This is a genomic window from Shewanella sp. T24-MNA-CIBAN-0130 (genome assembly GCF_040310185.1).
GTDB lineage: Bacteria > Pseudomonadota > Gammaproteobacteria > Enterobacterales > Shewanellaceae > Shewanella > Shewanella psychromarinicola.
Map to the genome: position 1 here is coordinate 1 of NZ_JBEOPP010000048.1, position 23,091 is coordinate 23,091.

The 23,091-nt window shown below is 40.1% G+C and carries 27 protein-coding genes and 2 pseudogenes; 21 read left to right on the forward strand and 8 right to left on the reverse strand.

The features are described from left to right. Positions 1–32: 32 nt before the first annotated feature. Positions 33–353, reverse strand: a complete 321-nt coding sequence (locus tag AAEZ02_RS16640) for a HipA N-terminal domain-containing protein (protein WP_351124075.1) — start codon at positions 351–353, stop codon at positions 33–35. 2 nt (positions 354–355) lie between these two features. Next, positions 356–646 carry a helix-turn-helix domain-containing protein gene (locus tag AAEZ02_RS16645; RefSeq protein WP_124013258.1) on the reverse strand — a complete coding sequence of 97 codons (291 nt, stop codon included), beginning with the start codon at positions 644–646 and terminating at the stop codon, positions 356–358. Positions 647–1,553: 907 nt separating this feature from the next. On the opposite strand from AAEZ02_RS16645, the gene AAEZ02_RS16650 reads away from it, so the two are divergent. From AAEZ02_RS16650 to AAEZ02_RS16660, 3 genes and pseudogenes are all read left to right on the forward strand, one after another. Further along, positions 1,554–1,835 (forward strand): helix-turn-helix domain-containing protein, encoded by a 282-nt coding sequence (locus tag AAEZ02_RS16650; protein ID WP_351124078.1) that lies wholly within the window; start codon positions 1,554–1,556, stop codon positions 1,833–1,835. Continuing rightward, complete coding sequence (locus tag AAEZ02_RS16655; protein ID WP_351124081.1) at positions 1,835–3,145, forward strand: type II toxin-antitoxin system HipA family toxin; 1,311 nt, start codon at positions 1,835–1,837, stop codon at positions 3,143–3,145. Before AAEZ02_RS16650 ends, AAEZ02_RS16655 begins: the two co-directional genes overlap by 1 nt. Positions 3,146–3,484: 339 nt before the next feature. Beyond that, positions 3,485–3,592: pseudogene (locus tag AAEZ02_RS16660) on the forward strand (IS982 family transposase); the annotation flags it as partial. Positions 3,593–4,230: 638 nt separating this feature from the next. Here the strand turns inward: AAEZ02_RS16660 and AAEZ02_RS16670 are convergent. The 3 genes from AAEZ02_RS16670 to AAEZ02_RS16680 form a co-directional block, all read right to left on the reverse strand. Beyond that, a complete protein-coding gene (locus AAEZ02_RS16670) occupies positions 4,231–4,557 on the reverse strand; it encodes a hypothetical protein (protein WP_351124084.1) in 327 nt (108 codons plus the stop codon). 258 nt (positions 4,558–4,815) lie between these two features. Then, positions 4,816–5,070, reverse strand: a complete 255-nt coding sequence (locus AAEZ02_RS16675) for a hypothetical protein (protein WP_124013262.1) — start codon at positions 5,068–5,070, stop codon at positions 4,816–4,818. A 279-nt stretch (positions 5,071–5,349) separates the two neighbouring features. Next, the gene (locus tag AAEZ02_RS16680) at positions 5,350–5,553 is read right to left on the reverse strand and encodes a Fic family protein (protein ID WP_164839453.1); all 204 of its coding nucleotides are present in this window, start codon (positions 5,551–5,553) and stop codon (positions 5,350–5,352) included. Positions 5,554–5,773: 220 nt separating this feature from the next. On the opposite strand from AAEZ02_RS16680, the gene AAEZ02_RS16685 reads away from it, so the two are divergent. From AAEZ02_RS16685 to AAEZ02_RS16755, 15 genes and pseudogenes are all read left to right on the forward strand, one after another. Then, on the forward strand, positions 5,774–5,983 hold the full coding sequence (locus AAEZ02_RS16685) for a hypothetical protein (protein ID WP_351124088.1): 210 nt from the start codon (positions 5,774–5,776) through the stop codon (positions 5,981–5,983). Positions 5,984–6,086: 103 nt separating this feature from the next. Further along, positions 6,087–6,341 carry a type II toxin-antitoxin system Phd/YefM family antitoxin gene (locus AAEZ02_RS16690; RefSeq protein WP_124013263.1) on the forward strand — a complete coding sequence of 85 codons (255 nt, stop codon included), beginning with the start codon at positions 6,087–6,089 and terminating at the stop codon, positions 6,339–6,341. Continuing rightward, on the forward strand, positions 6,334–6,603 hold the full coding sequence (locus AAEZ02_RS16695; RefSeq protein WP_192115891.1) for a Txe/YoeB family addiction module toxin: 270 nt from the start codon (positions 6,334–6,336) through the stop codon (positions 6,601–6,603). Before AAEZ02_RS16690 ends, AAEZ02_RS16695 begins: the two co-directional genes overlap by 8 nt. A 243-nt stretch (positions 6,604–6,846) precedes the next feature. Continuing rightward, complete coding sequence (locus AAEZ02_RS16700; RefSeq protein ID WP_351076546.1) at positions 6,847–7,359, forward strand: hypothetical protein; 513 nt, start codon at positions 6,847–6,849, stop codon at positions 7,357–7,359. Continuing rightward, a complete protein-coding gene (locus AAEZ02_RS16705) occupies positions 7,356–7,538 on the forward strand; it encodes a hypothetical protein (protein WP_124013269.1) in 183 nt (60 codons plus the stop codon). Before AAEZ02_RS16700 ends, AAEZ02_RS16705 begins: the two co-directional genes overlap by 4 nt. An 83-nt stretch (positions 7,539–7,621) precedes the next feature. Then, positions 7,622–7,858: a DUF4160 domain-containing protein gene (locus AAEZ02_RS16710; RefSeq protein WP_124013270.1), complete on the forward strand. Its 237-nt coding sequence runs from the start codon at positions 7,622–7,624 to the stop codon at positions 7,856–7,858. Next, positions 7,821–8,081 (forward strand): DUF2442 domain-containing protein, encoded by a 261-nt coding sequence (locus AAEZ02_RS16715; RefSeq protein WP_124013271.1) that lies wholly within the window; start codon positions 7,821–7,823, stop codon positions 8,079–8,081. Before AAEZ02_RS16710 ends, AAEZ02_RS16715 begins: the two co-directional genes overlap by 38 nt. Before the next feature lie 16 nt (positions 8,082–8,097). Continuing rightward, the gene (locus tag AAEZ02_RS23755; RefSeq protein WP_502959552.1) at positions 8,098–8,493 is read left to right on the forward strand and encodes a hypothetical protein; all 396 of its coding nucleotides are present in this window, start codon (positions 8,098–8,100) and stop codon (positions 8,491–8,493) included. Between the two features lie 623 nt (positions 8,494–9,116). Next, entirely contained in the window at positions 9,117–9,407 is a 291-nt protein-coding gene (locus tag AAEZ02_RS16720; RefSeq protein WP_124013273.1) for a helix-turn-helix domain-containing protein, read from the forward strand. After that, positions 9,397–10,749 carry a type II toxin-antitoxin system HipA family toxin gene (locus AAEZ02_RS16725; RefSeq protein ID WP_351124091.1) on the forward strand — a complete coding sequence of 451 codons (1,353 nt, stop codon included), beginning with the start codon at positions 9,397–9,399 and terminating at the stop codon, positions 10,747–10,749. Before AAEZ02_RS16720 ends, AAEZ02_RS16725 begins: the two co-directional genes overlap by 11 nt. A gap of 17 nt (positions 10,750–10,766) precedes the next feature. Beyond that, positions 10,767–11,771 carry a YecA family protein gene (locus tag AAEZ02_RS16730; protein ID WP_351124094.1) on the forward strand — a complete coding sequence of 335 codons (1,005 nt, stop codon included), beginning with the start codon at positions 10,767–10,769 and terminating at the stop codon, positions 11,769–11,771. A 10-nt stretch (positions 11,772–11,781) separates the two neighbouring features. After that, positions 11,782–12,900, forward strand: coding sequence for a hypothetical protein (locus AAEZ02_RS16735; protein ID WP_351124097.1), 1,119 nt, complete (start codon positions 11,782–11,784; stop codon positions 12,898–12,900). 267 nt (positions 12,901–13,167) lie between these two features. Further along, a pseudogene (locus tag AAEZ02_RS16745) lies at positions 13,168–13,416 on the forward strand (HipA domain-containing protein); the annotation flags it as partial. Between the two features lie 453 nt (positions 13,417–13,869). Further along, positions 13,870–14,754 (forward strand): IS1595 family transposase, encoded by an 885-nt coding sequence (locus AAEZ02_RS16750; protein WP_351124100.1) that lies wholly within the window; start codon positions 13,870–13,872, stop codon positions 14,752–14,754. Between the two features lie 402 nt (positions 14,755–15,156). After that, a complete protein-coding gene (locus AAEZ02_RS16755; protein WP_351124103.1) occupies positions 15,157–16,044 on the forward strand; it encodes a dienelactone hydrolase family protein in 888 nt (295 codons plus the stop codon). A gap of 22 nt (positions 16,045–16,066) precedes the next feature. Here the strand turns inward: AAEZ02_RS16755 and AAEZ02_RS16760 are convergent, their stop codons facing one another. Both AAEZ02_RS16760 and AAEZ02_RS16765 read right to left on the reverse strand, forming a co-directional pair. After that, positions 16,067–16,975 (reverse strand): sensor histidine kinase, encoded by a 909-nt coding sequence (locus tag AAEZ02_RS16760; protein ID WP_351124106.1) that lies wholly within the window; start codon positions 16,973–16,975, stop codon positions 16,067–16,069. After that, positions 16,968–17,513, reverse strand: a complete 546-nt coding sequence (locus AAEZ02_RS16765) for a heme NO-binding domain-containing protein (RefSeq protein ID WP_351124109.1) — start codon at positions 17,511–17,513, stop codon at positions 16,968–16,970. The genes AAEZ02_RS16760 and AAEZ02_RS16765 overlap by 8 nt, the downstream gene beginning before the upstream one ends. A gap of 185 nt (positions 17,514–17,698) precedes the next feature. Here AAEZ02_RS16765 and AAEZ02_RS16770 point away from each other — a divergent pair, with 185 nt between their 5' ends. Genes AAEZ02_RS16770 through AAEZ02_RS16780 form a run of 3 tightly spaced genes read left to right on the forward strand, consistent with a single transcriptional unit; the run spans position 17,699 to position 19,946 of the window. Next, entirely contained in the window at positions 17,699–18,064 is a 366-nt protein-coding gene (locus AAEZ02_RS16770) for a response regulator (protein ID WP_162023171.1), read from the forward strand. Then, positions 18,061–18,639 (forward strand): chemotaxis protein CheC, encoded by a 579-nt coding sequence (locus AAEZ02_RS16775; RefSeq protein WP_101087163.1) that lies wholly within the window; start codon positions 18,061–18,063, stop codon positions 18,637–18,639. Before AAEZ02_RS16770 ends, AAEZ02_RS16775 begins: the two co-directional genes overlap by 4 nt. Further along, positions 18,639–19,946, forward strand: coding sequence for a PAS domain-containing sensor histidine kinase (locus tag AAEZ02_RS16780; protein WP_351124112.1), 1,308 nt, complete (start codon positions 18,639–18,641; stop codon positions 19,944–19,946). The genes AAEZ02_RS16775 and AAEZ02_RS16780 overlap by 1 nt, the downstream gene beginning before the upstream one ends. On the opposite strand, the gene AAEZ02_RS16785 is transcribed toward AAEZ02_RS16780, so the two are convergent. Continuing rightward, positions 19,935–23,039: an ATP-binding protein gene (locus tag AAEZ02_RS16785; protein WP_351124115.1), complete on the reverse strand. Its 3,105-nt coding sequence runs from the start codon at positions 23,037–23,039 to the stop codon at positions 19,935–19,937. The two genes, AAEZ02_RS16780 and AAEZ02_RS16785, sit on opposite strands and share 12 nt — an antisense overlap. Positions 23,040–23,091 lie beyond the last annotated feature (52 nt).

Consider the following 23,091-nt stretch of genomic DNA (forward strand, 5'->3'; position numbering starts at 1 on the left):
TTGAGCTCTCATTGACCGCCCCCTCTATTTAATTATTGGATGATTTTAAGGGGTGACAACAATCCTGACACAGGGGGGACTTGTGAATAAACATTTTTCTCTGAAATACCCAGATTTTCAGCCAATAGCTTTCTTGCTTCACCTTCAGGCAAGGCATTATCTAGAAAGTTGTAAGCGACTTCTGGTGAGTGTTGATTATCCAGTGATAAATGGGGTGAGATAGCAAAACCTTCGTTTTGCCACTGCGGTGAATAACTAAGTTTTAATAAGTTGGTAGTGTTATCTAAAGATAAATTTCCAATCACTTGATCAGCGTATTTGATGCCTAGCCTGTATGTGTAAGCTTTTGTCATATCTAAACCCAGTCATCGTGAGGTGATGATATCTTTTCTAAAGGGGTTAATTCTTTAGAGGTTAGCTTAATACCTAATCCGTTTAAAATAGAAAATACCGCTGATAAAGTGCAGTTTGAATTTCCGTTTTCAATACGTGATAAAGTATTAATACCAATTCCGCATAGCGCGGCACAGTCTGCTAATTTTAGGCCGAGTTCCGTTCTTTTTGCTTTGATGAGTTGGCCCAGAACTTCTGCATTATCTATGAATGCAGAGCTAGGCATTTTCGAAGCTGTTACTTTCTTAGCCATCAATCGAACCTTACTAAAAATTAATCACCGATTTCAGTGATTATAGAACGATTCCAGTAACTTTTAAATATATTCACCGATAAAGGTGATTATATTACTCTCGTGAAATGTATCATCAATAAATAACCGATAGTGGTGATTATTTGACTAGTTAACAAACAATCATCACAGCGGCAATCTATTTCAATGTTGATTTTTGTTGAGTTGCTTTAATATGTCTCTCATCTCAATTATACGCTGGGGCGAGTACGCTCCTGTTCTCATCACTGCAAATTCAGCGAGTGTTAATTCGAAAAGATTTGGATTATGCTCAATAATGTAACAACTACCGCTATGTGTTATTACCTCCAATTTTTCTCCTTTAATTTGTTTAGTCACTATTTTGGATGTCACTATTTGTTGGGACTCGCCAAATGACTTGTATTTCGATTTTTAAAATTGAAGGGAACTGACGTTTAATAAAGGTTCTAGAAGGTTTGGAGTTACCGTCATGACCCTGTTTGATAGTTACATGACGGTAAGCGAAGGTTTGTAACCCTTTGTAAAGGTTAGTAATTTCTGCTCTATGCTCTGACTCTGAATGTGGTGCGAGTTTTAATTGTATTTTTAATTCAGTATGTTACTTGTGCCTTTGTTTGTGTAAAATACATTTAGTCACCACTTTAGTACCACTTTGATTGGTCTGTAAGCTGATATTCTTATGGGCAAACTCCCCCTTGGTATTTCTTTTTTATTCATTCATATTTTTGGGTCTGTCTCTTTTATCGCAACACGCGTTAGCATGTCATTACATATTTAACGTCTATAGCGTGTAAATATTACTTTAACGGTTATAGCGTGTAAAACTTGATTTACCTGTTATAGCGTGTAAAGTGATATTGGAACTGTTTATATAGGTAAAGTGATTATGAAGGTGACGAACTCAAAGCAGCTTAGCGCGTATCTTAAAGATGCGCGGCTGAATATGAAGCTATCGCAAAGTAAAGCGGCTAGTAAGGTCGGCATTCGTCAGGATACGGTTTCTAGCTTTGAGCAGAACCCTGACTCTACTAAGATAGAAACACTGTTTAAGATATTATCGGCATTAAACCTTGAGCTAGACATTAAGGTTAGAAACCCAGAGTTAGGGTGTGAGCTTGTAGATGATAGAGCCATACCGACAGAGCAAGAATGGAAGGAGGAGTGGTAATGGCTATCCTTGATGTTTATATGAATGGTTACCTAGTCGGAGTGTTCACTAAATCGACCACAGGCTCCCATCTGTTTAAGTATGAACAGCAATGGTTAGATACCCCTAACAGCCGTCCCATCTCTTTGTCTATGCCACTGCGTAAGCAAGCGTATAAAGGTGATGAGGTTTACAATTTCTTCGATAATCTACTCCCAGATAATATAGAGGTGAGAAACAGAATTGTTGCTCGCCACAATGCTAAATCGACCCAAGCGTTCGATTTATTGGCTAAAGTCGGCCAAGACAGTGTCGGTGCATTGCAACTTGTACCACATGATCAACAGCCGTTTGATATCAAAAAGATTGAGTCTAAACCCTTATCAGATAAAGAATTGGAAAGAGTGTTAAAGGGTTATCAGTCGGATATTCCATTAGGCATGTTAACCGATGAAGATGACTTTCGAATATCGATTGCAGGTGCCCAAGAAAAAACCGCCTTACTTAATCTAGATGGACAGTGGCGGCTTCCTATTAAGGCGACCCCGACAACACACATCATTAAGCTGCCCATAGGTTCGATACCGAGTCATTCACATACTCTTGATATGTCTGACAGCGTTGAAAACGAATACTTATGTATGATGATTGTGAGGGAGTTTGGTTTAGATGTACCACAATGCTCTATCATTAAGGTGGGTGATGTTAAGGCGCTTGCTGTGGAACGCTTTGACCGTAGGCTCTCATCTGATGGTAAATGGATTATGCGTTTGCCCCAAGAGGACTTTTGCCAAGCATTAAACATTCCGCTAGCGAGAAAATATGAAAGCCACGGCGGCCCCGATATTGAGCAGATTATGTTGTCTTTATTAGGCTCCACCAATTCAGAGCAAGATCGAGTTAACTTCATGAAGTCTCAGGTGCTGTTTTGGCTATTAGCGGCAACCGATGGTCACGCTAAAAATTTCTCACTTTTTATTGAGGCGGGTGGCGGATATCGACTAACCTCTTTTTACGATATTTTATCTTTGTATCCTGTGCTCGGCGGTAAAGGGGTAAATATTTGCGATGCAAAGCTGGCTATGGGGCTCAAAGCGACAAGAGGTAAGAAGTACCAAATAGGACAGATCTTCCCAAGGCACTTTATTCAAACCGCAAAAGCCGTAGGTTTTGATCCTGCAACTATGGCGGACATCATGAATGAGATAGCCAATTCAGTTGACTCAGTCATCACTAAAGTTAACTCTCAGTTACCTCAAGATTTTCCAGTGCATATAAGAGATACGATTATTGATGGCTTAAAGGATAGATCTAGACGACTACTTAACTAGCAATTGGCTTCTTGTTGGTCTCGCTTAAATAACACTCATACATACTCATACATAATAGGTGCTTCATTTGCCTGCCTAATAAACCCCACCAGAGTGCTTATCAGAGCACAAAACAGCTCCCATCTGACTTACGCTTAAGCCATCCACGTGAGATGCCTCATCCTACAGCCTCAGATAATGGCGTCTCAATGGCTGATGTTTTGGCGGTTTTTAGTCTCACCGGTGTATGAGTGATGGTAAAAAGTTGATTTAAATCAGTGAATTAGTTTTTGGTTGGTCTCTCGGTAAAATAGGCCCAACCTATTCGCGCAAAGTAGTTTTAAATCAATCGTTTAGTTGTTTTTGTTGAATGTGGTTGGCGGTTTAATCGCCTATCCACTCAAAGAAAGTAAGCCACAATGTAATATCTCTGATGTCGATTTCAATGCGATTTCTGTTATGGCTTAAATCGATCTGAGGTGACTTAACGTCTGAATATTGGTTTCGTGTAAATCAGCGAGTTTACTTTGATAAGTATTTTAATACGATAGGCATTAAAAATCACCCTTTAGTAAACTTACGCAACAAACTTATAATGGTTATTTGCAACCCAATGTTGAGTAAACTAAGCCGATCGAATGTCTGTCTGCGTTAAAGGTTAGTCGGAGTAAAAAATTCAGTGAGTTTACTTTGGATGAATTATCGCATTTAGCGGCCAAAGCCATGTTGCCAGAAAAGCTGGTGCTGGATCCTGCCAAGCAAACAGTGGAAGGTTTCTAAGAAGTATGGACGAAAGAAAAAGTGCATTTGCCGCTGACCAAATCTATGATTGAAGTCATTGAAAAACCCTTGCGAGATCTGCCATTAGGCTAATAGAGGAAGATCCAACACAAGCCATTCAATGTCATGTAACACCCAACCTATGGCACAGTTACTTGTCGATCAATCCACAAGTTAACCGTTATTTTGTATTGGACTCATTTTCTGAACAAATCATGCATCTTCATGAGCTGTAAGAGGTTGAGCGGTCATCTCATTCTTACCTAAACCCATTAAAAGGATCACAGTTAGGCGTAACTTGACAGAGAATGCTGTCCCCCTCACATCTAGCTCAAAAATTGCTCTTCATAGGAGCAAACAATTCTAACCAACTCATCTAGCTCATTTCCCAGTTCGGTATTAGGTTCTGCATTCCATATTTGCTCAATTCGCTTCAAGGCTAGCTGATGCTTGGCAGAATTCGATATCTGGCATGTCGTCAAAATTTCTCTGATACCAATACACATATCTGAGCTTTCTTTGAGACAAATCGCTTTATCCTCATCTACAACGTCAAAAATATTATCGAATAGTAGCCCCCCGCAAGTACTTAAGTCTTGAGCGTTTGCTATCCTAATGTTTAAAGCGTTCATCGATATCGGCTTTTTACTCATGTTAGATATACCCAATATAAAATGTATTTATTACCAGTATAGTGACTTTGTGGCTGACCTCATTGTGCTACTTAACTAAAAGTGGCTAAGCCGGCTTGTAATGAATGAACCTTGTTATTAAACTCACAATAACCGTCATGTCTCATTAATTCAGTGCCATTCAGCACTTTTGCGGTGTTAACAATAATTGTCAATGTCGTCGATAGAGTCTCCAACAATAAGTGAGTGTCAGTTTGTTTTGGTTGGTGGTGGTCCAACCTAAGCATACCCACCCATTTGAATTGACTTTATATAATCGATCAACAATTTACCATCGCCACTAACACAAACCCCTAAAGCTGTGATATTACCGAATGCGGGTATAGGCTCTTGAGTAAACCAAGAGATGACCTTATTGGCATCACCTGAAAAACTCAGTAATACAGGGATCAGGTAATCTTGGTCATCAATTGTAAAATAACACTCAAGAAGTGCTTTGAGTTGTTGATATGAAGCTTCTTGGGTCGTTGTCATCAGTAGTTCCTTAACATGTTCATAATATGATGTTCGAAAGCGATGATTCTGTCATGGTAAATACGAGTGCTACCATCATTGTTCTTTATCAATAACAGATAAGTCGATTTTGATTGGCCGTACCATATTTAGCTTTGACTTGCCTTAGCCATCCAGCATTAGCATAAAAATGTGCATATTTTATTAGTATTGTTTTGATTTAGAATGAACCCAGTCGCTCACTCTTCCTAATAAGCATTATGTTTAGCACTCAACATCAAACTCATTATCTTCCTACTTCTAAGCAGGCATTATACCTTTTATAAACTCAGCAAACGGCGCAACATTACTATCTATCGAGGCACTCTCCAGCGGATCAAGGTACTTGGTACGCTGAGTTACAGGAATAATTGTCCAATGATAACCTCCGAGCAAGAACATAAAGTTCATCAAAAACCTGCTAGTTCTTCCATTTCCATCTGGGAACGGGTGTATGTACCCCAAGAAGAAATGCCCCAGTACAAAATAAAAGGTGGGGACAAAGCCAAAAGATGGCGGTTAGCCCCTTTAAACGAAAAAACCCACAACAGAAGTCGTAGGCTTAATCTTTATCTTTATCTTATGTCTTTGGTGGGCTGCCGAAGCAGGAATATCCAAAGCGCTCAGAGTCATATTAGTACAAAACTGACGGTATCGACAATATTAATCGATCTTAGGACTTTCAATGCCACATGAAGCAATAGAGCAAACGTTATCGATAAGTCGCTTTGCAACATATAGAAACGCTGTTTGTACTTCACCAGGGAGAAAATATCAACCAAAACAGAAGATTAAAGTAGAAGTGGTAAACATTCCAGCCTATACGAAAGAACCACAACCGCTTCAAATAAACTATGATTTTTTGCCTGATGCAAACAGTGCAACGCATAAATGACTAAAACGTTAGTTGCCTTATCAATATCACATGTCCAATTAGCTGTACAACTTAAACGTATAAGGCTATACTTGTGCAATTAAATGTACATGTGGAGGTTCATATGAAGATCGTATCTTTTACTGAAGCTAGAAACAGTCTCAAAGCCGTTTTAGACGGTGTCGTTAATGATGCTGACACAACCGTAATAACTCGCCGTGACTCGGAAGATGCAGTGGTTATGTCTCTAGACTATTACAATAGTCTTATGGAGACAGTTCATTTACTTCGCTCGCCTGAAAATGCCGAGCATTTAAATCGTTCCATAGCGCAGTATCGTGCTGGTAAAACAACAGCACGAGAGTTAATTGATGAGTAGTCGCATGCGTTTACTTTCCTGGACTGACGATGCTTGGAATGACTATTTGTACTGGCAAACTCAAGACAAGAAAACACTAAAGCGAATTAATAAGCTGATCAATGATGTTAAACGTTCGCCATTTGAGGGCATAGGTAAACCAGAGCCACTAAAGGAAAACTTATCTGGCTTTTGGTCGCGTCGTATTGATGACACAAATAGGCTTGTTTATGCTGTTGATGATCACGCTATCACGATAATTTCGTGTCGTTACCACTACTAAAATTAGCTTCATCGCTAAGCAACTAAATAACGTTGATAGCGGTAGGTTTTATCGTCATGATAAAAGCGACCTTTTTTGACAGAGTCTTACTCTATACTAAAGCGAGTTTAGTGGATGGTAGCATTATCGTTAAAAAGCAGCGTGATCTAACATTTCTTATCTATTAAACCTTTATGTATCAGGTTAAATACAAGAAAGAAGCGGTTATGACAGTTAGTTCGCAGAGGAAACCCTGTTCTGGTTATGGAATACAAGAGGACCAATGTAAAAATACCAGAATTGCCTATTGTGCTGGCTAATGATGAGCTAAAAAGGGCGTTCGAAAAGTATATTAAATGGCTGGTTGAATTGGGGAACAATACGATACCTCACAAGCATTACCTGAGCCTAAACCCAAACGCCCCGTTATTTGTCGATGACAATCTCAAGCCGTTCACTGTGCAACATAGAGGGGAAAGCATCAGCCCACACGCAATGAACAGGCTGTTAGATCAGTTAATTAAAAATGCAGGGCTCTGGGATGCAGGTGTAAGGCGTCTATCACTTGTTAGAACGTGCGTTATTGAGTCATATAAAGCAGGAATGAGCACAAATGATATCATGATCACAACAGGCTTTAGTGATAATTCTATTAGCAAGATCCTCGCAATGGATTATACGGCTTTTAGTCCGATTGCAGAGTGGTTTATCAAAAGAAAAGCAACAAAACAAAAAAGGTTAGAATCCTTCAAGTTGAGAAGAAAGTGGATGATATGACAAATAAAGAACAAGGCGAATTTTCAAAGTATTGCAAAGCTAATTGTGGCCTAGATGCAACAGAAGTCGCAGATCTCGCCCAGGTTCCACGCCGTACCTTTTATGATTGGTGGAAGACCCGCCGCCGCGCCGTTGAATTGATAGTGTTGGGTTTGAAAATAGAACGTGATAGCAAATAGTGTGCAGTATTCGCTCAAAATAACGTTGCATGTGAGCGGCAATCGCTCATAATAGTTTTAAGTTAATCAGATAAGGCGTACAGATGAGTCCAGCAATTTACCTAGAAAGAGGGTTTAAGTTCTTCTTTTTTTCCAATGAAGAAGCAAGAATGCATGTTCATGTCGTAGGGCATGAAGGCGAGGCAAAGTTCTGGTTAGAACCTGAAATTGGCTTAGCCAGCAGCTACCACCTTTCAGTTAAAGAGCTTTCTAAACTTGAGCGCAGCGTTAAGGATCACGAAGATGAAATCAGAGCAGCTTGGAATAAACACTTTGGCTAAGGTCTTGGGAGTTACTCCCCATGGTCTTTGGCTGTTTGCTAAAGGGGAGGAGCACTTCTTAAGTTTTGAAGCCTTTCCTTGGTTTAAGGATGCGGCTGTAAGCGCCGTCTTTAATGTTGAAGAGCAAGGTCGAGATGGTTTTTGTTGGCCAGATCTTGATGTGGACTTATCTATGGACGGTATTAAACACCCTGATAAGTACCCATTGAAAGCCAAGCACTGACAAAGGAAACAGGCACATGGAAATTGAGGGGGTAATTAGCTCTTTACGCTCGACTGATAGGTATGTTGAAACCATATTTCTTGAAGGTGGGTGTTACCAATTTCACCAGTTTCTGGCCGCTCTGTTTCCTGAAGCCAAAGCCCTGATTAATGTGGGGCGAGATCACGTTGTTACTCTACTAAATGACACTTGCTATGACATTACTGGAAAGGTTGAAAGCGCTGGGTATCATGAGTTGTCGAGAGAGGATTTATCGCTTGTAGAGAGCTGGAGCTTTTCAAGGACAAGACATAGGGGATATTTCCTGAATAAAGTAGGGAGAGCATTGTGCTGCACTGCCTGCATTAGATTACTCAACAGCCTCTTCTACTTTGTAGTTTTCTTTCCAATGCCTCGCGAGAGGCAGCATTAAAATGTGAAGAGCAAGCCACCATAAATACTTCGGAGCAGTTCCCCAATAGTTTGATGCAGGCATATACCCATGAGATAGCTAGTTTCTGAGATCTCCGTACATTTTATCTAACAGGATCACTTGCAGGTTACTTGTAATATCAGAGCCAAGCGTATCTATAATGGCTTGGTGTCCTAGCAATGCTTTTATGCTGCGTAATAACATGAAACCGATCGCTCAATAACATTGAAGACGATCACTTTTTTGTTTTCCAGTAGACCTAGAGTGTGAAAAACTGGGTTCAGCTAAACCAGCCGACTTGGGGGGGAGTCTGTAAGGCTGCCAGAATAAAAGCTATACCGTCACTAATAATGCGTCACTAGCTTATCGAAAAGAAACTGTTCAAAAATGCCTGTTTGCCCACCACTTGCCTATGGCTTTTACTCAATTTTAGTGGAGCTTCTTGGTTATGAGTACGAAAAACAGTGGTGTTTTCACTTTGCTGTTAGAGCTAAAAAATAGCCGTTTTGAAAGGCTTTATCGAGTAAATTTTCAATACCTTTTCTATTAATGGATACAATAGTGGCTATTTTTGCTTCTTTACCGCTACAATGGATATAACTGTATCCACTGAGTCGTTGCGGATGAATTTTACCTTACTTGATGATACCGATGTGAGCCAAGCCTATGCTGCTTATTTGCGTGAGTTACGCCAACGCGCAAAACTATCACGAACGGCATTGGCAGAACGCAGCTGCGTGCCTGCGTCCACCATTAAGAAATTCGAGCTGACAGGGCAAATTTCATTTCGCCAATTGCTGTTGCTTTGGCAGACTCTCGACTCATTGGATAGGCTTTATCAGCTCACGCAACCTAACAAAGAGCGCGTTGCTACCCCCATTAGCATTGATGAGGTCCTAAAAGATGAGTTTTAAACCCATTCAAAAACTCACCGTAACCCGCACGTTAAGCTCAGGTGAGCAGGTATCGGTAGGGGTCTTGGCTCAGAACCGGCAAGGCGTTTTTTTTCAGTATGCAGACAGCTATTTGCAGCAGTTTGGCAATTTATCGCCTTTTACTTTACAAGCTCATACGCAAGTTCAAGCAGCACCTAAACAACCGCATCAAGGTGTGCATGGCGTATTTGGGGATTGTTTGCCCGATGGTTGGGGCATGCTGTTACAAGATCGTATTTTTCGGCAAAAAGGGATTCTGCCTAATCAATTAACAGCGATGGACAGGCTGGCCTTTGTTGGTGATAAAGGCATGGGGGCGCTGTCTTTTTCTCCGGAGTCTGAGTTTTCAACCTCGACGCACGCTGATATTGATTTAGCAACCTTGGGCTTAGAAGCACAAACGCTGTTCGATTCTTCAATGTCAGGTTATATGGATGACAACAACGATGATTTAGATGGGCATACTCAACAAGTGTTGGCCGCATTAGTCGCTGGGGGGAGTTCGGGTGGAGCAAGACCAAAGGCGCAGATTTATATGCCTGCCGGGGAAACTCAGCATTGTCGAACCGTAGCCCAATCCGGTGATGAAGCTTGGCTGATTAAGTTTACCTCGAAAAATCTAGCGCTCGGTCATGAAGAAGGCTTGTGTGAGGCGGTCTATTTGCAAATGGCCGAGCAAGCAAAGTGCCAACCGCCAATTTGGCAACTTATTGAAGCACCAAATACAAGCGGTGCGCCTGCTTGGTTGGCGCTCAAGCGTTTTGATTACGTCACTGAACAGACCCATTTAAGCAGCAAGCGCAGTTCAGGCCGCTTGCATATGCACAGCGCCTGCGGGCTGCTGGATACAGACTTTCGAACGCCAAGTTTAGATTACATTGACTTGATCAAAGCCAGCCGTCAGCTGTGTAAATCTCCAGCCGCTGGGCAACTGCAATTTCGCCGCGCCATTTTTAATCTACTGTCGTCTAACCAAGACGACCACAGTAAAAACTGGGCGTCTTTGCAAGCTGATGATGGCCAATGGAATCCTGCACCTTTTTACGATGTTACGTACAGCCCACATCCATTTAACGAACACGCCACTGCATTCGGAGGTTATGGCAAAGCGCCACCGATTAAGGTGATGCAAAAACTTGCGAGCAGTGCAGGCTTTTCGAATTGGAGTGATGCAAGGCAAGTTATTGAAGAAGTTGCTGAAGCACTCAGCCAATTTACTTATCTTGCACAGCAACAAGGGACCAGTAAAACGACAGTATCTGCGATTGCTAAGACATTGGATCAGCGCAAACAGGAAAACGCAGTGCTTTTTCTACAATAATAAGAAGGGACACAACAATGAAGCTTGGTCGTAACGATCTTTGCCATTGTGGCAGCGGTAAAAAATTTAAACGTTGTTGTATGAGCAGCCTCTCCAAACAACATGCCCAAGTCTTTGATGATGTCGACGCCATGCTGGCAATGAAACCAAATTTGAGCCTTGATGAACTCAACGCTGCTTTACAGCACAAAGTCCAGGATCGCAATAATCAACCTCATCCCGATTTTTGTGGTGTGACACCAACGCAAATGGCCAATTGGCTTTATGCGCCTTTCGATGAATTACAGTGGGTGACAATCAGCACACCATATGAGCTGTTGGCCAGCCCTGTGATGCGTTATCTAGCTCTCATTCTTGATGAGGCCATGGCGCAAGATGGATCATTCAAAGCCACGAGCAAAGGCAACTTATCGGCTAAATTGGTCAAACAGGCCAGTGAGTTATTGCCTGAGTTTGCCGTTGCTCAATTCGAGCGTCACATTAGTATCAGTGAGTTTGCAGGTAGTAACGAAGATAAGTTTAATGCTTTGCACTACGCCAGAGTGCTAGCCGAAATTAGTGGCATTATTTATCGACGCAGCGGCCGCTACCATGTGAAAAAATCAGCGCAAAAACAGTATCAGGCCGAAGGTATACAAGCATTTTTCAAACCTATGTTAGAAGCTGCAATCAGCAAATATAACTGGGAGTATTTGGACGGTTTTGAATACGATATCGACTTGCGACCCTTTTGGTTGTTCATGCTGTGGCGTATTCAAAGCCACAACAGTGTGGATCAGCTGGTTGAAGAGGTTATGACGGCTTTCCCCGATTTACGACAGTCTTTCCCTACGGAAGATGACTTCTCGCCAGAAAGAAGTTTAAGCATACTCATTGAATCACGTTTTATTGAGCGATTTTTACAGTTTTGGGGATTTGTGACCATTGACCCAAGACGTTATTTAAACGCTGAACCCGTCGCCAGAGTGGTTCAGGTACAGCCTTTGTTAAAACACACCTTTCAATTCACCATTAACGCATAGCAAGGTCATCGTGAGCGAATATCAATACTATAAATTCGAGCTATTGGATGGGTACTTGGATGCTAAGGCACGCCAATCACTCAGAACCGTTTCAAGCCGCGCTGAGATCAGCGCGACGTCCTTTCAGGTGTATTACACCTACAGTGACTTAAAGGCAGAACCCGCTGAGCTGATGTTAACATACTTCGACATTGGTTTTTACTATGCCGATTGGGGCACAATCGATGCTTACATCAAGCTACCAGCAGGAACTCTTCCTGATGCGTTACTTGGTTTTTCACGTGATGGGTTTCATGTACACGAAAGTGAAGAATGGCAATTGCTGATTTTTTCCCTCGAGGAGTATTATGAATATTTTGACGATGAAAATGCTAACGACTTTTTCCAGTATTTAGCTGGTTTACGCAGCGAGTTAATCCAAGGTAATTGGCGCCTTGTGTACTTTATGTGGCTCAAAGCGTTAGATTGTAATGACGAACTTGAGGAAATACCTTTAATTCAATTCGATTTTGAGCATCTTAGTGAGGAATTACAGGCTTTTTCTGCGTTGTATGATATTTCCTTAGCTTGGGTTAAAGCACTTGCGATGGTACTGAACGATCAACCACGTCACCAAGCAAAACAAGCCCAATTTCAGTATGATGTGTGGCTGCATAATCTCACGGAAGCGGAGAAAAACACGCTATTAAGCACGCTTTTTGAACAAGGCCAGCTAACCCGTCATCAAGCCTTAGCGATGACGCGAAAAGAATCTGCCAACAAAGACGAAACCTATCAGTATTGGTTAACCCCCGACGTGATTTCTTCTTACTTTGAACAAGCTCAAAGCCAATTACAGCAGGAGCAAGCCGCAGCGCTCGCAAAAAAAATGGCGATTGAAAAAGCGGAAAAAGAGAAGATGTTGACGGATCTCTACAATCAGCGTGAGCGCTGCTGGCAGCAAGCACAAGAGCAAGCGGATCGAACTTGCGCCAGTGGTTACGATGCGGCATCACGCGATTTGCATCAGCTGAACGAAGCCTATCAGTTCAAAGGGGATCGTCCTGCTTTTGAACAGAGTTTCAAATGCTTCATTGTGGCTAATAGTAGCCGTAAAGCGCTGTTAAACCGGCTCAAAGATCTACTTTAATAGGGCGTCCCGTTTCGCCCCTTTCTGTAGTACAAACATGTGATAGCCAAACTCGCCTAGTTAGCGTCAATCACCCTAAGCAGCAATACACCCACCTCGTCAGCAGCGGGTTTTGCGTTTGCCCGAGGTGAAGGTAAAAACTGGTTTTGGCCGCAGTACCATATTATGCCCCTGTTTATACAAAGAGAGAGGCCAACGGTGAATTTCCTCTTTGCTGAGCATCCTGTCTTTACTAGACTCAACGCCACGGGCATCATCTACTGTAAATGGATTATGCGTTTGCCCCAAGAGGACTTTTGCCAAGCATTAAACATTCCGCTAGCGAGAAAATATGAAAGCCACGGCGGTCCCGATATTGAGCAGATTATGTCATCTTTATTAGGCTCCACCAATTCAGAGCAAGATCGAGTTAACTTCATGAAGTCTCAGGTGCTGTTTTGGCTATTAGCGGCAACCGATGGTCACGCTAAAAATTTCTCACTTTTTATTGAGGCGGGTGGTGGGTATCGACTAACTGTGGTCGAGTAATAAAGTGCCATACCAAGTATTAAAGTATCATACTGGTTGCTCAGCGGTTCATTTTTCTCGACATATTAGATAAAACAGCCCTTTAACCATAAAGCCAGACTTTAACCATTGTTCCTAGGTTCATCTGGTGATACAGATGGTTCACTCAAAAGCGGTGAACAGCGCTTCATACGACCTCACGTCGCACGCCCCAATGTGAGCTACGGCTCAAGTTGTGTTTTTTTGGGGGGGTTACTGATTTTAAAATACAAAAAGTAATGGGTGATAAGAGGCAACACTTGACCTCATTGTCTTGCGCGAGCTACTCACCTCAGCTAGCCTTCAAGCACAAAAAGGCCGCTATTAAGTGGTTTTTTGTATCTTAATCCAACATGCCTATGCATCTGAGTCAGTTTTGGCCTATTCTTATAGTATAAATCAAGACTAGAAGTGAGATTTGCTATGAAAATGCCTGAAACGAGTTTTTTTGAATGGCAACGTCAATTCAGCTCTGAAACTGATTGCTTAAATCACATTAAGAAAATGAGATGGCCTAATGGTTTTGTTTGCCCTAGATGCTCTTGTGAGCATGCCTATGAGCTTACAACCCGCAATGTATATGAATGCAGTCAATGTCATAAACAAACATCGGTCACAGCTGACACATTATTCCACGGTAGCCGTATTCCTATCACTAAGTGGTTTTGGGCAATCTACTTTTTAGGCTCAGATAAAGGCAGTATTTCAGCATTAAGATTGAGCAAGCACATTGAAGTTAATTGGCGAACGGCACGTTTGATATTAAGTAAGCTGAGAACGGCTATGGGCCATAGAGACAGCTTATATAGACTGTCAGGCGTTATTGAAATTGATGATGCGTTAGTGGGTGGCAAAAGGAAGGGCAAGCGTGGACGTGGAGCAGAAGGTAAAACACCTGTTTTAGTTGCCGTTGAAAGCAAAGGAGAAAGAGCTGGATTTATTGCTATGCAGGCTGTGAATAGCGTTTGCCATGATAGTGTTGAAAAGTTCGTTGCCAAACACTTAACGAGACAGCAAGAAGTGCATACAGACGGCTTACCTGCGTTGAACATTATAGATAAGACTCAACAACATGAAGCGAGGGTTACCCCCAGTGAGCTTGTTGATGAATGGCTGCCTTGGGTTCATATTGCCATTGGTAACTTAAAGGCATTTTTACTTGGGACATTTCATGGTGTTTCAGGAAAGTACCTGCAAGAATATCTGAGCGAGTTCTGTTATCGGTTCAATCGTAGACAAATGGAAAGAGAAATACCTAACAGATTGTTAAATTTGGCAATAATTCACACGCCAATACATTCTTACTGAGCCAAATGCATAGGCATGTAAACTTATAAACTTACTAGCATATTTTGGTCGCTTACTTTTGAGTGCAGAACAATCTCCAGTATCGTTTTGGGAATATTTTGGCTATTCGTCTATTGAAGTTTTACGTCTTACACGTTTACATCAGGTCGGCGAGAAATGAAGCTATTCCGTCAACTTAACCTTATTTCAATGATTACAGCCAATAAAACTTTGTAGAATACAAACCAATAAACCCAAGATTACATACAACGATAGAAAAAACTTATCACATGCGCTTGAGCCTTGTTAGTATTGAACTTATGTACATAGTAAGGCGTATTGATGGCGTGAAGATGATTGATGAGATTTCAGCGACTATCATGCGCTATTACCAGAGTATTTAAATCGAAGAGGGAACTCCTGATGCACAAATCATCTAATAACATTCCACAGCAAGCATTTGATTGGTATGACTCCTATGCACACGGTGGTATGGACCGTAGAACATTCATTGGCAAACTTGGCTCGTTAGTGGCATTAGGTTATTCAATGAGTGTGCTGACTTCGGCATTATTGCCTAATTATGCGCTAGCTGAGCAAGTGTCATTTAATGATGCCGACATTAAAGCCACTTACACTCAATTTGATTCGCCTTTAGGTTATGGCAAAGGCCAGGGCTATTTAGTCGAGCCCACAAGTAAAACAGGGTTATTGCCCGTTGTATTAGTCGTTCATGAAAATCGTGGTTTAAATCCATATATTGAAGATGTTGCTCGCCGTTTAGCGAAAGCGGGGTTTATTGCTTTTGCTCCTGATGCACTTTTTTCACTAGGCGGTTATCCTGGTAATGATGATGAAGGCCGGGCAATGCAGCAATCATTAGACCGCAGCAAAATTGAACAAGACTTTGTTGCGGCCGCCCAGTTTTTGAAAACGCATCAACGCAGTAATGGTAACTTAGGTGCGGTGGGATTTTGTTTTGGCGGCTATATTGTTAATTATCTCGCGGCAGTTGATTCAAATTTGATTCAAGCCGGTGTTCCATTTTATGGCACTCCAGCAGCAAAAGAATTAAGACAAAATATTAAAGCGCCATTATTAATTCAATTAGGCGAGTTAGATGAAAGGGTTAACAATACTTGGCCCGAGTACGAGCAAGATTTAAAAGCATTTAAGGTACCCTATACCATGCACATGTATAAAAAAGCCCATCACGGATTTCATAACGATTCGACCAGCAGATATGATGAAATTAATGCGGAATTAGCATGGCAGCGGACTGTTGATTTTTTTAATAAAAATATTGGCTAAGTACTTATTTATAATTTATTTTCTATATGGATGCCGATAAATTAAAGCCAATTTTTATGATGGTACCTTTGTCTAATTCAGACTGTACATCAATCGTCGCATTGTGTTGTTTTAATATCTGCAACACAATCGACATTCCTATACCAGTGCCAGTGCCTACAGGCTTGTTAGTATAAAAAGCATCAAACATTCTTTGTTGCACTTCAGGAGACATACCACAACCATTATCGATAATATTGAGTTGAATCATACCGTCATGCTGCGCCAGTTTGATGGTGATGATCGCGCTATTATTTGCTGGCTGTTCACAGGCTTGAATGGCATTAACCAAGATATTGACCAGCACTTGGTTAAGCTCTCCTGAATTAAACCGAATTTTAGGTACTTTGCAAAGTTCTTGTTTAACTTGAATATTTTTTAGTTTTGGGCCTAATAATTTGACTGCCATATCAATGGCACCAGACAAATCAATTTCTGTTAATTCTTCGGAGTCTGTTCTGGCAAAGAACAACAGATTTTTAACAATATCTTTAATGCGAAAAAAACCTTGATCGTTATCGGTGATAAGCTCTGGTAAGTCTTCTGTAATAAAATGGATAGTATTTTTGTCGCTTTGACTTAACTGTTCTTTAGGGATTACCTCAATTAAGTCGTTCACATAACTGTTTAATGTGGTGACATTACTGATCACAAACGCTAATGGGTTATTGATTTCATGAGCTACACCAGCAGCGAGAGTCCCCAATAAGGCTAATTTCTCTTGTTGTATCAGTGACTGCTGTTGATTTTTAATTTGTTTAATCTGCTGTTCTAACAACATATTTTTTTCATACACTTGTCTAGTGTAATCTTCTAACAATTGCTCAACTTCAACTCGGGCTTTCTTTTCTCGATGGTAGGCAATGTAATATGGGTTAGATTTATCAATCATTTTTTAACTCTATATTTAAGATGCACTGTTCAGCACCTTGATGCATGCAGGTGTCATGTTTGATGCTAATATTTTGATGATAATAATCAGCTGCACCAAAGATAAGCCCTTCAGCACAAAAACATAATTTACGCGGAGAATCGTATTTGAGTTCAATATTATGGTCATCGATCATTGTCGACATGATGGTAGGTAATGAGGGCTCATCGTAAAGCTTATTCACTTCTACGTGGATGATATTATGAATGCCCATAACGAGTGACGTAAAGTCTGTGAAACGTTCAACAACGGCAGTATGGTTTGCAGCCAAGCCTGAAAATAAAAATTGGCCAAAGGCTTTTATGACATCTTGTAAAGGAAGACCTAAAATCTCGGAGACTTCTGTTGCGATGGCAAATAACTCATTTTCTGGATAGTTGATAGCCGAAACATATACTCTGTCCGCAGGCGCATGTTTTTCCATTAAGTCATTCCATACACCCATACCACATTGTTCAACTATCATGTCTTCAAGTACGTTAAAAATGATACCTTTCATAAAAACCTCAATAGTAATAGATGCTTAACTTGTTAATGGAAAGTTGTGTCTTATTTGTCTTCTGATGATTATGTCAACTAAAATGAATTAACACCACTGTTTATAAAAAATACTCTATTAAATTTTGACTTTCTGTAAGACTACATCATAATCTAAAGGACAAATGAGACAACCTGGAGATTATAATGCCTATACCTGTAACCATTGCAGATGATTCGATGATGTCAAGAAAAGTAGTTAGGCGTGCACTCCCTGTTGATTGGGATGTTGAAATCACCGAAGCCAAAAATGGCAAAGAGGCAATTGAAGCGGTTGAAGCAGGCAAAGCAGAAGTGCTTTTTTTGGATTTAACTATGCCCGAACTGGACGGATTTGGTGTCCTAAGCTATTTACAGGAACATCATGCTAAAACAGTTGTTATTGTGATTAGCGCGGATATTCAACCCGAAGCTAAAAAATTAGTCGATCGACTTGGGGCATTTCGCTTTTTACATAAACCGCTACAAGCAGAGCAATTATCGCAGGCTTTATCTGACGTGGGGTTAATATGAATGACTATTTAAGTGAAGAACAGCGTGATGCTTTGCAGGAGCTAATGAACATTTCTATGGGGCAAGCAGCCAATTCTCTTGCGAGACTGATTGGCGCTAAGATTACACTTTCTATTCCTCAAATATCGTCAGTTACCCCTACAGAGTTTGTTGAGATGATCAACTTAGACACCATGTGGCATACCAGGCAGTCTTTTCTGGGTACAGTGAAAGGGGAAGTACTTTCCCTGCAATCCAAACAGGGCTGTGAAGCCATTGCTGAATTGATGGATTACGAATTGCCATTGTCTAACATTACCCAAGAAGAGTTATTACTGGAATTATCTAATATTCTTGCAGGGGCCTGCTTAAATGGTTTTGCACAACAATTAACACTGAATACAAAATTAAGTATGCCAACAGTATTTGACCCAACACTTCTTTCTGCGGGTCATTATCGCTGGGGCAACACATTATTAATGGAAGTTGAATTTAAAATAGAATCTAGTCGATTTGATTCTAAAATCATGATTTGTTTAGAAGCTGACTCAATTTCGATTGTTTTAACCAAATTAAATGAGTTATTGGAGTCATGATGGCAACAGAGTCCATGTTACAGAATCTAACCGCAAAACTTCCATTAGGTGTTTGTGTGCTTAATGATCAGTTTGAGATTGAGTATTGGAATGACTTTTTTGCCGATCGCCTCAAGATTAGCAGCGATGATGTTAGAGGGCTGAATTTATTAGAGATGTTTCCAGACCAAGCTACGTATTTAAAGAAAAAAATCAACAGTGTCTTTATATTAAATAATGCCAGTTTTTCTTATTGGGAACATAAGCCGCACGTTTTTGTGTTTGGCAGTAGCCGTCCAATTACGGGTGAAGAAACCTTGATGTATCAAAATATTGAGTTTCTACCATTGGATGTGTCCAATAATACGGTTAAAACAGTCTGTATGATTGTGCAAGATGTGACTGAACTTGCCAGTTATTATCAAGGCCAAAAAGGATTAACTCAACAACTGGCGCAAGAACATTCTGTTTTGCTAGAGTTAAACAATAAACTTGAAGCTGCACAGAATCAATTATTGCAATCAGAGAAAATGGCTGCAATTGGACAATTAGCCGCTGGTGTTGCGCATGAAATTAATAATCCGATTGGCTTCATCTTTTCAAATTTACAAATTTTACAAGATTACTCGAGTAAGCTACTAAAACTGGTTAGTTTTTATGAAAAAGTGATAGATAAAACCAAAAATCAAACTTTTATTAATCTTCAACAAGACATGCAACAACGCATGCAATATCCTTTTTTACGCGACGATATGCCAGATTTAGTCAGTGAATCTATCGAAGGTATTGAACGGGTAACCGATATAGTCAGAAGCTTGAAAGCATTTTCTCATGTTGATAGCAGTGAATGGGAAAACTGTAATGTCATTGATGGCATCGAAAGCACCTTAAAAATTGCCAATAGCCAATTTAAACACAAAATCGAAATTCATCGCGATTATCAAGAGTCTGTACCTCTATTGTTATGCCAGCCAATGCAACTGAATCAGGTATTTCTTAATATATTGGTCAATGCGGCACAAGCGATCGAAAATAAAGGCCACATTTATATCTCAGTGCGCGGCGATGATACTGAGGTCACTATTGAGATAAAAGATACCGGCAGTGGTATTAGCGACAGCGCGATACGTAAAATATTTGAGCCTTTTTATACGACCAAACCCGTAGGTCAGGGCACTGGTTTAGGCCTGTCCTTGTCCTACAGTATCATTCAAAAACATAACGGTAAGATATTGGTTAGTTCGTCTGTGAATGTTGGCACGACTTTTACCATCATTTTACCCTTATTACCGCCAGGTAAAATTGATAAAACACATCTAAGCATCTGAATCTGTAATTAATTTATTTAAACTAGAATTGAATTTTTTACATACGTCATGTAGGTTTTCTCCAGCCTTTAAGCCTATTTCGGCTTGTTTTGCTGATTCGCTGACATTATCTAACCCTAAGCAAGCACTGGTTCCTTTAATTTTGTGAAATAAATTCTTAACTTGATCGTGATCTGAACTTGATGCAAGTAAGATGAGTTGGTCGGGAATTGCTCGTAAACTATCTAGATACTCTAGGCGTAAGTTTTTAATTTCATTTAACATGTCTAACTCGTCTTGTGTTTTTACATCGTCGTTATCTGGTTTTGATGCGTTGGTTTGATGCTTGTCAAAACATCGAGTGATGGTTTGCAATAATTGCGTTTTATCAATGGGTTTGTTCAATACTGCATTGAAAGGCGAGACGGTATTCGGTGAGTGTTCTTCTTTAAATACGTCCGCATTTAATGAAATAATGGGTTTGGTAAAGTGCCTGTTTCTTAACATTTGGGCAGCCTGGTATCCGTCCATAATGGGCATTTGTTGATCCATGATAATAATATCTGGCTGATCTTTGTCGACGATATCTACAGCCTGCCTACCATTTTCAGCAAATAATATTTTCATTTTTAACGGTTTGACATAAACAGCAATGAGTTGGCGTATATCCTCTACATCATCAACAATAAGCAGTGTGCCGCCTAATACTCGTTGAGTAAATGTTGTCGAATTAATGTGTTCTAGTGGCTTACTCATGGGTCTTGTATTGGTAGTAGGCAACGTTAGTGTGAAAGTGGATCCTTGACCCAATTTACTTTTCACGGTTAATAATAACCCCATGGCATCAGCGAGTTGTTTACTGATATACAATCCTAGGCCAGTGCCACCATAATCCCGGCTTATGCTTACGTCTGCTTGCTTAAATGCTGCAAATAGAGTGAGCTGTTGTTCATCACTCATTCCAATACCTTCATCTATGATTTGAACAGTACAAGTATTATCAGGTGATTTATGTGCTTTTAGTATAATCGTGCCATTGGCTGTAAATTTAACGGCATTACTGAGTAAATTAAGTATAATTTGTTGTAGCCTAAAGGGATCAACCATGACATATAAGTCAGAAATGTCCTCTATTGCGCACTGTATTGATAGGCCTTTAGATTTAGCAATTTGTGATGAACTATCAATTGAATTCACTAGAAAGTCTCTAAGGCCGATAGGCTGTAAATCAAACGTCATTTTACCTTCATCAATTTTAGCGGTATCTAAGATGTCGTTAATAACATTTTGTAGATGTAAGGTATTTTGCTGAATACGGTTCAACACTTGCTGGGTTTCACCATTTGTGTGGTTAAGTAACTCTTCTGTGAATCCTTTTATGATAGTGATAGGTGTGCGTATCTCATGGCTCATATTCGCTAAAAATCGAGTCTTGATAGCTGCTAATTGATTTGCTCTGTCGCGCTCTTGTTCTAGTTGTAATGTTCTTTCTTTCACTCTGTCTTCTAATTGATTGTTCAACGCTTTGACTTCAGCCATTGAATTCATCATTGCTTCTCTTGAATTAATAACACGTTCATTAAGGTTGTTTATACTTTGAGTCAGTATCTCAAATTCTCGCGCCGAATAGTTAAAATGCAGCGGTTGATTGATTCGTTTATCAGTGCCTAATTGATGTGTGAATTCTGTAATTTTTTCGAGTGTTTCAGTATAGTTATGCACTAAACGACCTGATAATGCAGTGATATATTTCAATACTAATAATGAAGATAACATTGCGATACTAAGATAAATTAAATAGCGAACAATAAAAGGGGTTGTTTCTTGATAATGTATTGTTGACCAATTTAATTTGTCTAATTTGCTTTTTACTAGTATGTAACGAGCATCTGTTGTGAAAACAATGGATTTTGCCGTGCTAAAAAACAACTGTTGCAGTAATGAAGGATGATATGGTTCAAATATTGCGTGTTCATTCCAAACATCGCCTAATTCTCCTAAGTGATTGCTTCCCCATATCTTTTTTGACTGTCGATCAAGTATAATCGTGTTTGGACTGATGTTATCAGTAAACGATAATGTTTTGGTGAGAGTGTCTAGAACGACCGAAACTTCGACTACGCCATCAAAAATACCGTTTAGATAAATAGGTGCGCTCACGGCAAAAAGCAGGTCTTCTCCGAGGGCTCTACCTTTAAAACTCTCACTCACAAAGCTGGTATTAATTGTTTTGGGTTGACTGAAATAACTGCGGTCAGTAACAGACACATTGTTAATCGGTAGTTTCGATACACCAGCTTTGTAAAATTGCGTCACGATGCCATTTTTATCGGTCACCAGTGTGGAGATAAATTCAGGTTCCTGGTCGTTAAGTGTTTGGAGAGTATGTGTATCTATATTTTTATGTCCTAAGCTGGCAACGAGCTCAGTATTACTGATATATCGTTCTATGTGCTGCTTTATTTTTGACACAAACACATTTTGCTCATCTTGATAAAATTGTAGTTGCGATGATAAATGCAGTCCGATTGCTGCTTGCAAAATAAATGCAATCAATATTGTGCATGGCACTGCACTGTATAGTCCAATTCGGTGACTCAGTTGAAGACGCAAACTTTGCTGTTTTTGATTTAATGGGGTGATGGTGATGGTATTAAGCATCAATGCGGTTTTGGTACACAGGGCAAAAAGACAGCAATGTAACATGGTGGCAATGATCCATAACATCGTTGTACTTTTTAAAGAATCATTACCCAATAGGTAATCAAGGGTAAAGATTGATATGGAATATATACAAAATATGGGCCATAAAGACTGCTTAAGATTGAGCCTAAGCCACATAAGAAACATTAACTGTAAAACGCAATTACCAATAACTAATGGACTTTCTAGTGGTAAGCAAACAATGATTAACGATAATAACGACCAAGTGAAACCTAATCGAAATAGTATAATTGAAAACGCAATATTACCCACAAGAAACGGCACTACAATGGGAATGTCAATTGCCATGGTATTAGCAATCAAGCCAAGTGATGTGGCGTAGATAAAGAACCACATGCGTCTTGTAGAAAATGCCTTTGAGAAAAACAGTTTTATTAACATGTTCTTCATAATAATTCACCGTTAAAACATATGTGGATAAATAGTAACAATGTAGATGCGA

Bases quoted from the DNA above. Each gene is read 5' to 3' on its own strand.
- AAEZ02_RS16725 (WP_351124091.1), top strand. From the start codon at position 9,397: ATGAGTTTTAAACCCATTCAAAAACTCACCGTAACCCGCACGTTAAGC.
- AAEZ02_RS16650 (WP_351124078.1), top strand. From the start codon at position 1,554: ATGAAGGTGACGAACTCAAAGCAGCTTAGCGCGTATCTTAAAGATGCG.
- AAEZ02_RS16700 (WP_351076546.1), top strand. From the start codon at position 6,847: ATGGAATACAAGAGGACCAATGTAAAAATACCAGAATTGCCTATTGTG.
- AAEZ02_RS16765 (WP_351124109.1), bottom strand. From the start codon at position 17,513: ATGAAAGGTATCATTTTTAACGTACTTGAAGACATGATAGTTGAACAA.
- AAEZ02_RS16655 (WP_351124081.1), top strand. From the start codon at position 1,835: ATGGCTATCCTTGATGTTTATATGAATGGTTACCTAGTCGGAGTGTTC.
- AAEZ02_RS16720 (WP_124013273.1), top strand. From the start codon at position 9,117: ATGAATTTTACCTTACTTGATGATACCGATGTGAGCCAAGCCTATGCT.
- AAEZ02_RS16730 (WP_351124094.1), top strand. From the start codon at position 10,767: ATGAAGCTTGGTCGTAACGATCTTTGCCATTGTGGCAGCGGTAAAAAA.
- AAEZ02_RS16750 (WP_351124100.1), top strand. From the start codon at position 13,870: ATGAAAATGCCTGAAACGAGTTTTTTTGAATGGCAACGTCAATTCAGC.
- AAEZ02_RS16670 (WP_351124084.1), bottom strand. From the start codon at position 4,557: ATGAGTAAAAAGCCGATATCGATGAACGCTTTAAACATTAGGATAGCA.
- AAEZ02_RS16695 (WP_192115891.1), top strand. From the start codon at position 6,334: ATGAGTAGTCGCATGCGTTTACTTTCCTGGACTGACGATGCTTGGAAT.
- AAEZ02_RS16685 (WP_351124088.1), top strand. From the start codon at position 5,774: ATGCCACATGAAGCAATAGAGCAAACGTTATCGATAAGTCGCTTTGCA.
- AAEZ02_RS16770 (WP_162023171.1), top strand. From the start codon at position 17,699: ATGCCTATACCTGTAACCATTGCAGATGATTCGATGATGTCAAGAAAA.
- AAEZ02_RS16715 (WP_124013271.1), top strand. From the start codon at position 7,821: ATGAAATCAGAGCAGCTTGGAATAAACACTTTGGCTAAGGTCTTGGGA.
- AAEZ02_RS16645 (WP_124013258.1), bottom strand. From the start codon at position 646: ATGGCTAAGAAAGTAACAGCTTCGAAAATGCCTAGCTCTGCATTCATA.
- AAEZ02_RS16705 (WP_124013269.1), top strand. From the start codon at position 7,356: ATGACAAATAAAGAACAAGGCGAATTTTCAAAGTATTGCAAAGCTAAT.
- AAEZ02_RS16760 (WP_351124106.1), bottom strand. From the start codon at position 16,975: ATGATTGATAAATCTAACCCATATTACATTGCCTACCATCGAGAAAAG.
- AAEZ02_RS16690 (WP_124013263.1), top strand. From the start codon at position 6,087: ATGAAGATCGTATCTTTTACTGAAGCTAGAAACAGTCTCAAAGCCGTT.
- AAEZ02_RS16775 (WP_101087163.1), top strand. From the start codon at position 18,061: ATGAATGACTATTTAAGTGAAGAACAGCGTGATGCTTTGCAGGAGCTA.
- AAEZ02_RS16710 (WP_124013270.1), top strand. From the start codon at position 7,622: ATGAGTCCAGCAATTTACCTAGAAAGAGGGTTTAAGTTCTTCTTTTTT.
- AAEZ02_RS23755 (WP_502959552.1), top strand. From the start codon at position 8,098: ATGGAAATTGAGGGGGTAATTAGCTCTTTACGCTCGACTGATAGGTAT.
- AAEZ02_RS16755 (WP_351124103.1), top strand. From the start codon at position 15,157: ATGCACAAATCATCTAATAACATTCCACAGCAAGCATTTGATTGGTAT.
- AAEZ02_RS16780 (WP_351124112.1), top strand. From the start codon at position 18,639: ATGGCAACAGAGTCCATGTTACAGAATCTAACCGCAAAACTTCCATTA.
- AAEZ02_RS16640 (WP_351124075.1), bottom strand. From the start codon at position 353: ATGACAAAAGCTTACACATACAGGCTAGGCATCAAATACGCTGATCAA.
- AAEZ02_RS16785 (WP_351124115.1), bottom strand. From the start codon at position 23,039: ATGAAGAACATGTTAATAAAACTGTTTTTCTCAAAGGCATTTTCTACA.
- AAEZ02_RS16675 (WP_124013262.1), bottom strand. From the start codon at position 5,070: ATGACAACGACCCAAGAAGCTTCATATCAACAACTCAAAGCACTTCTT.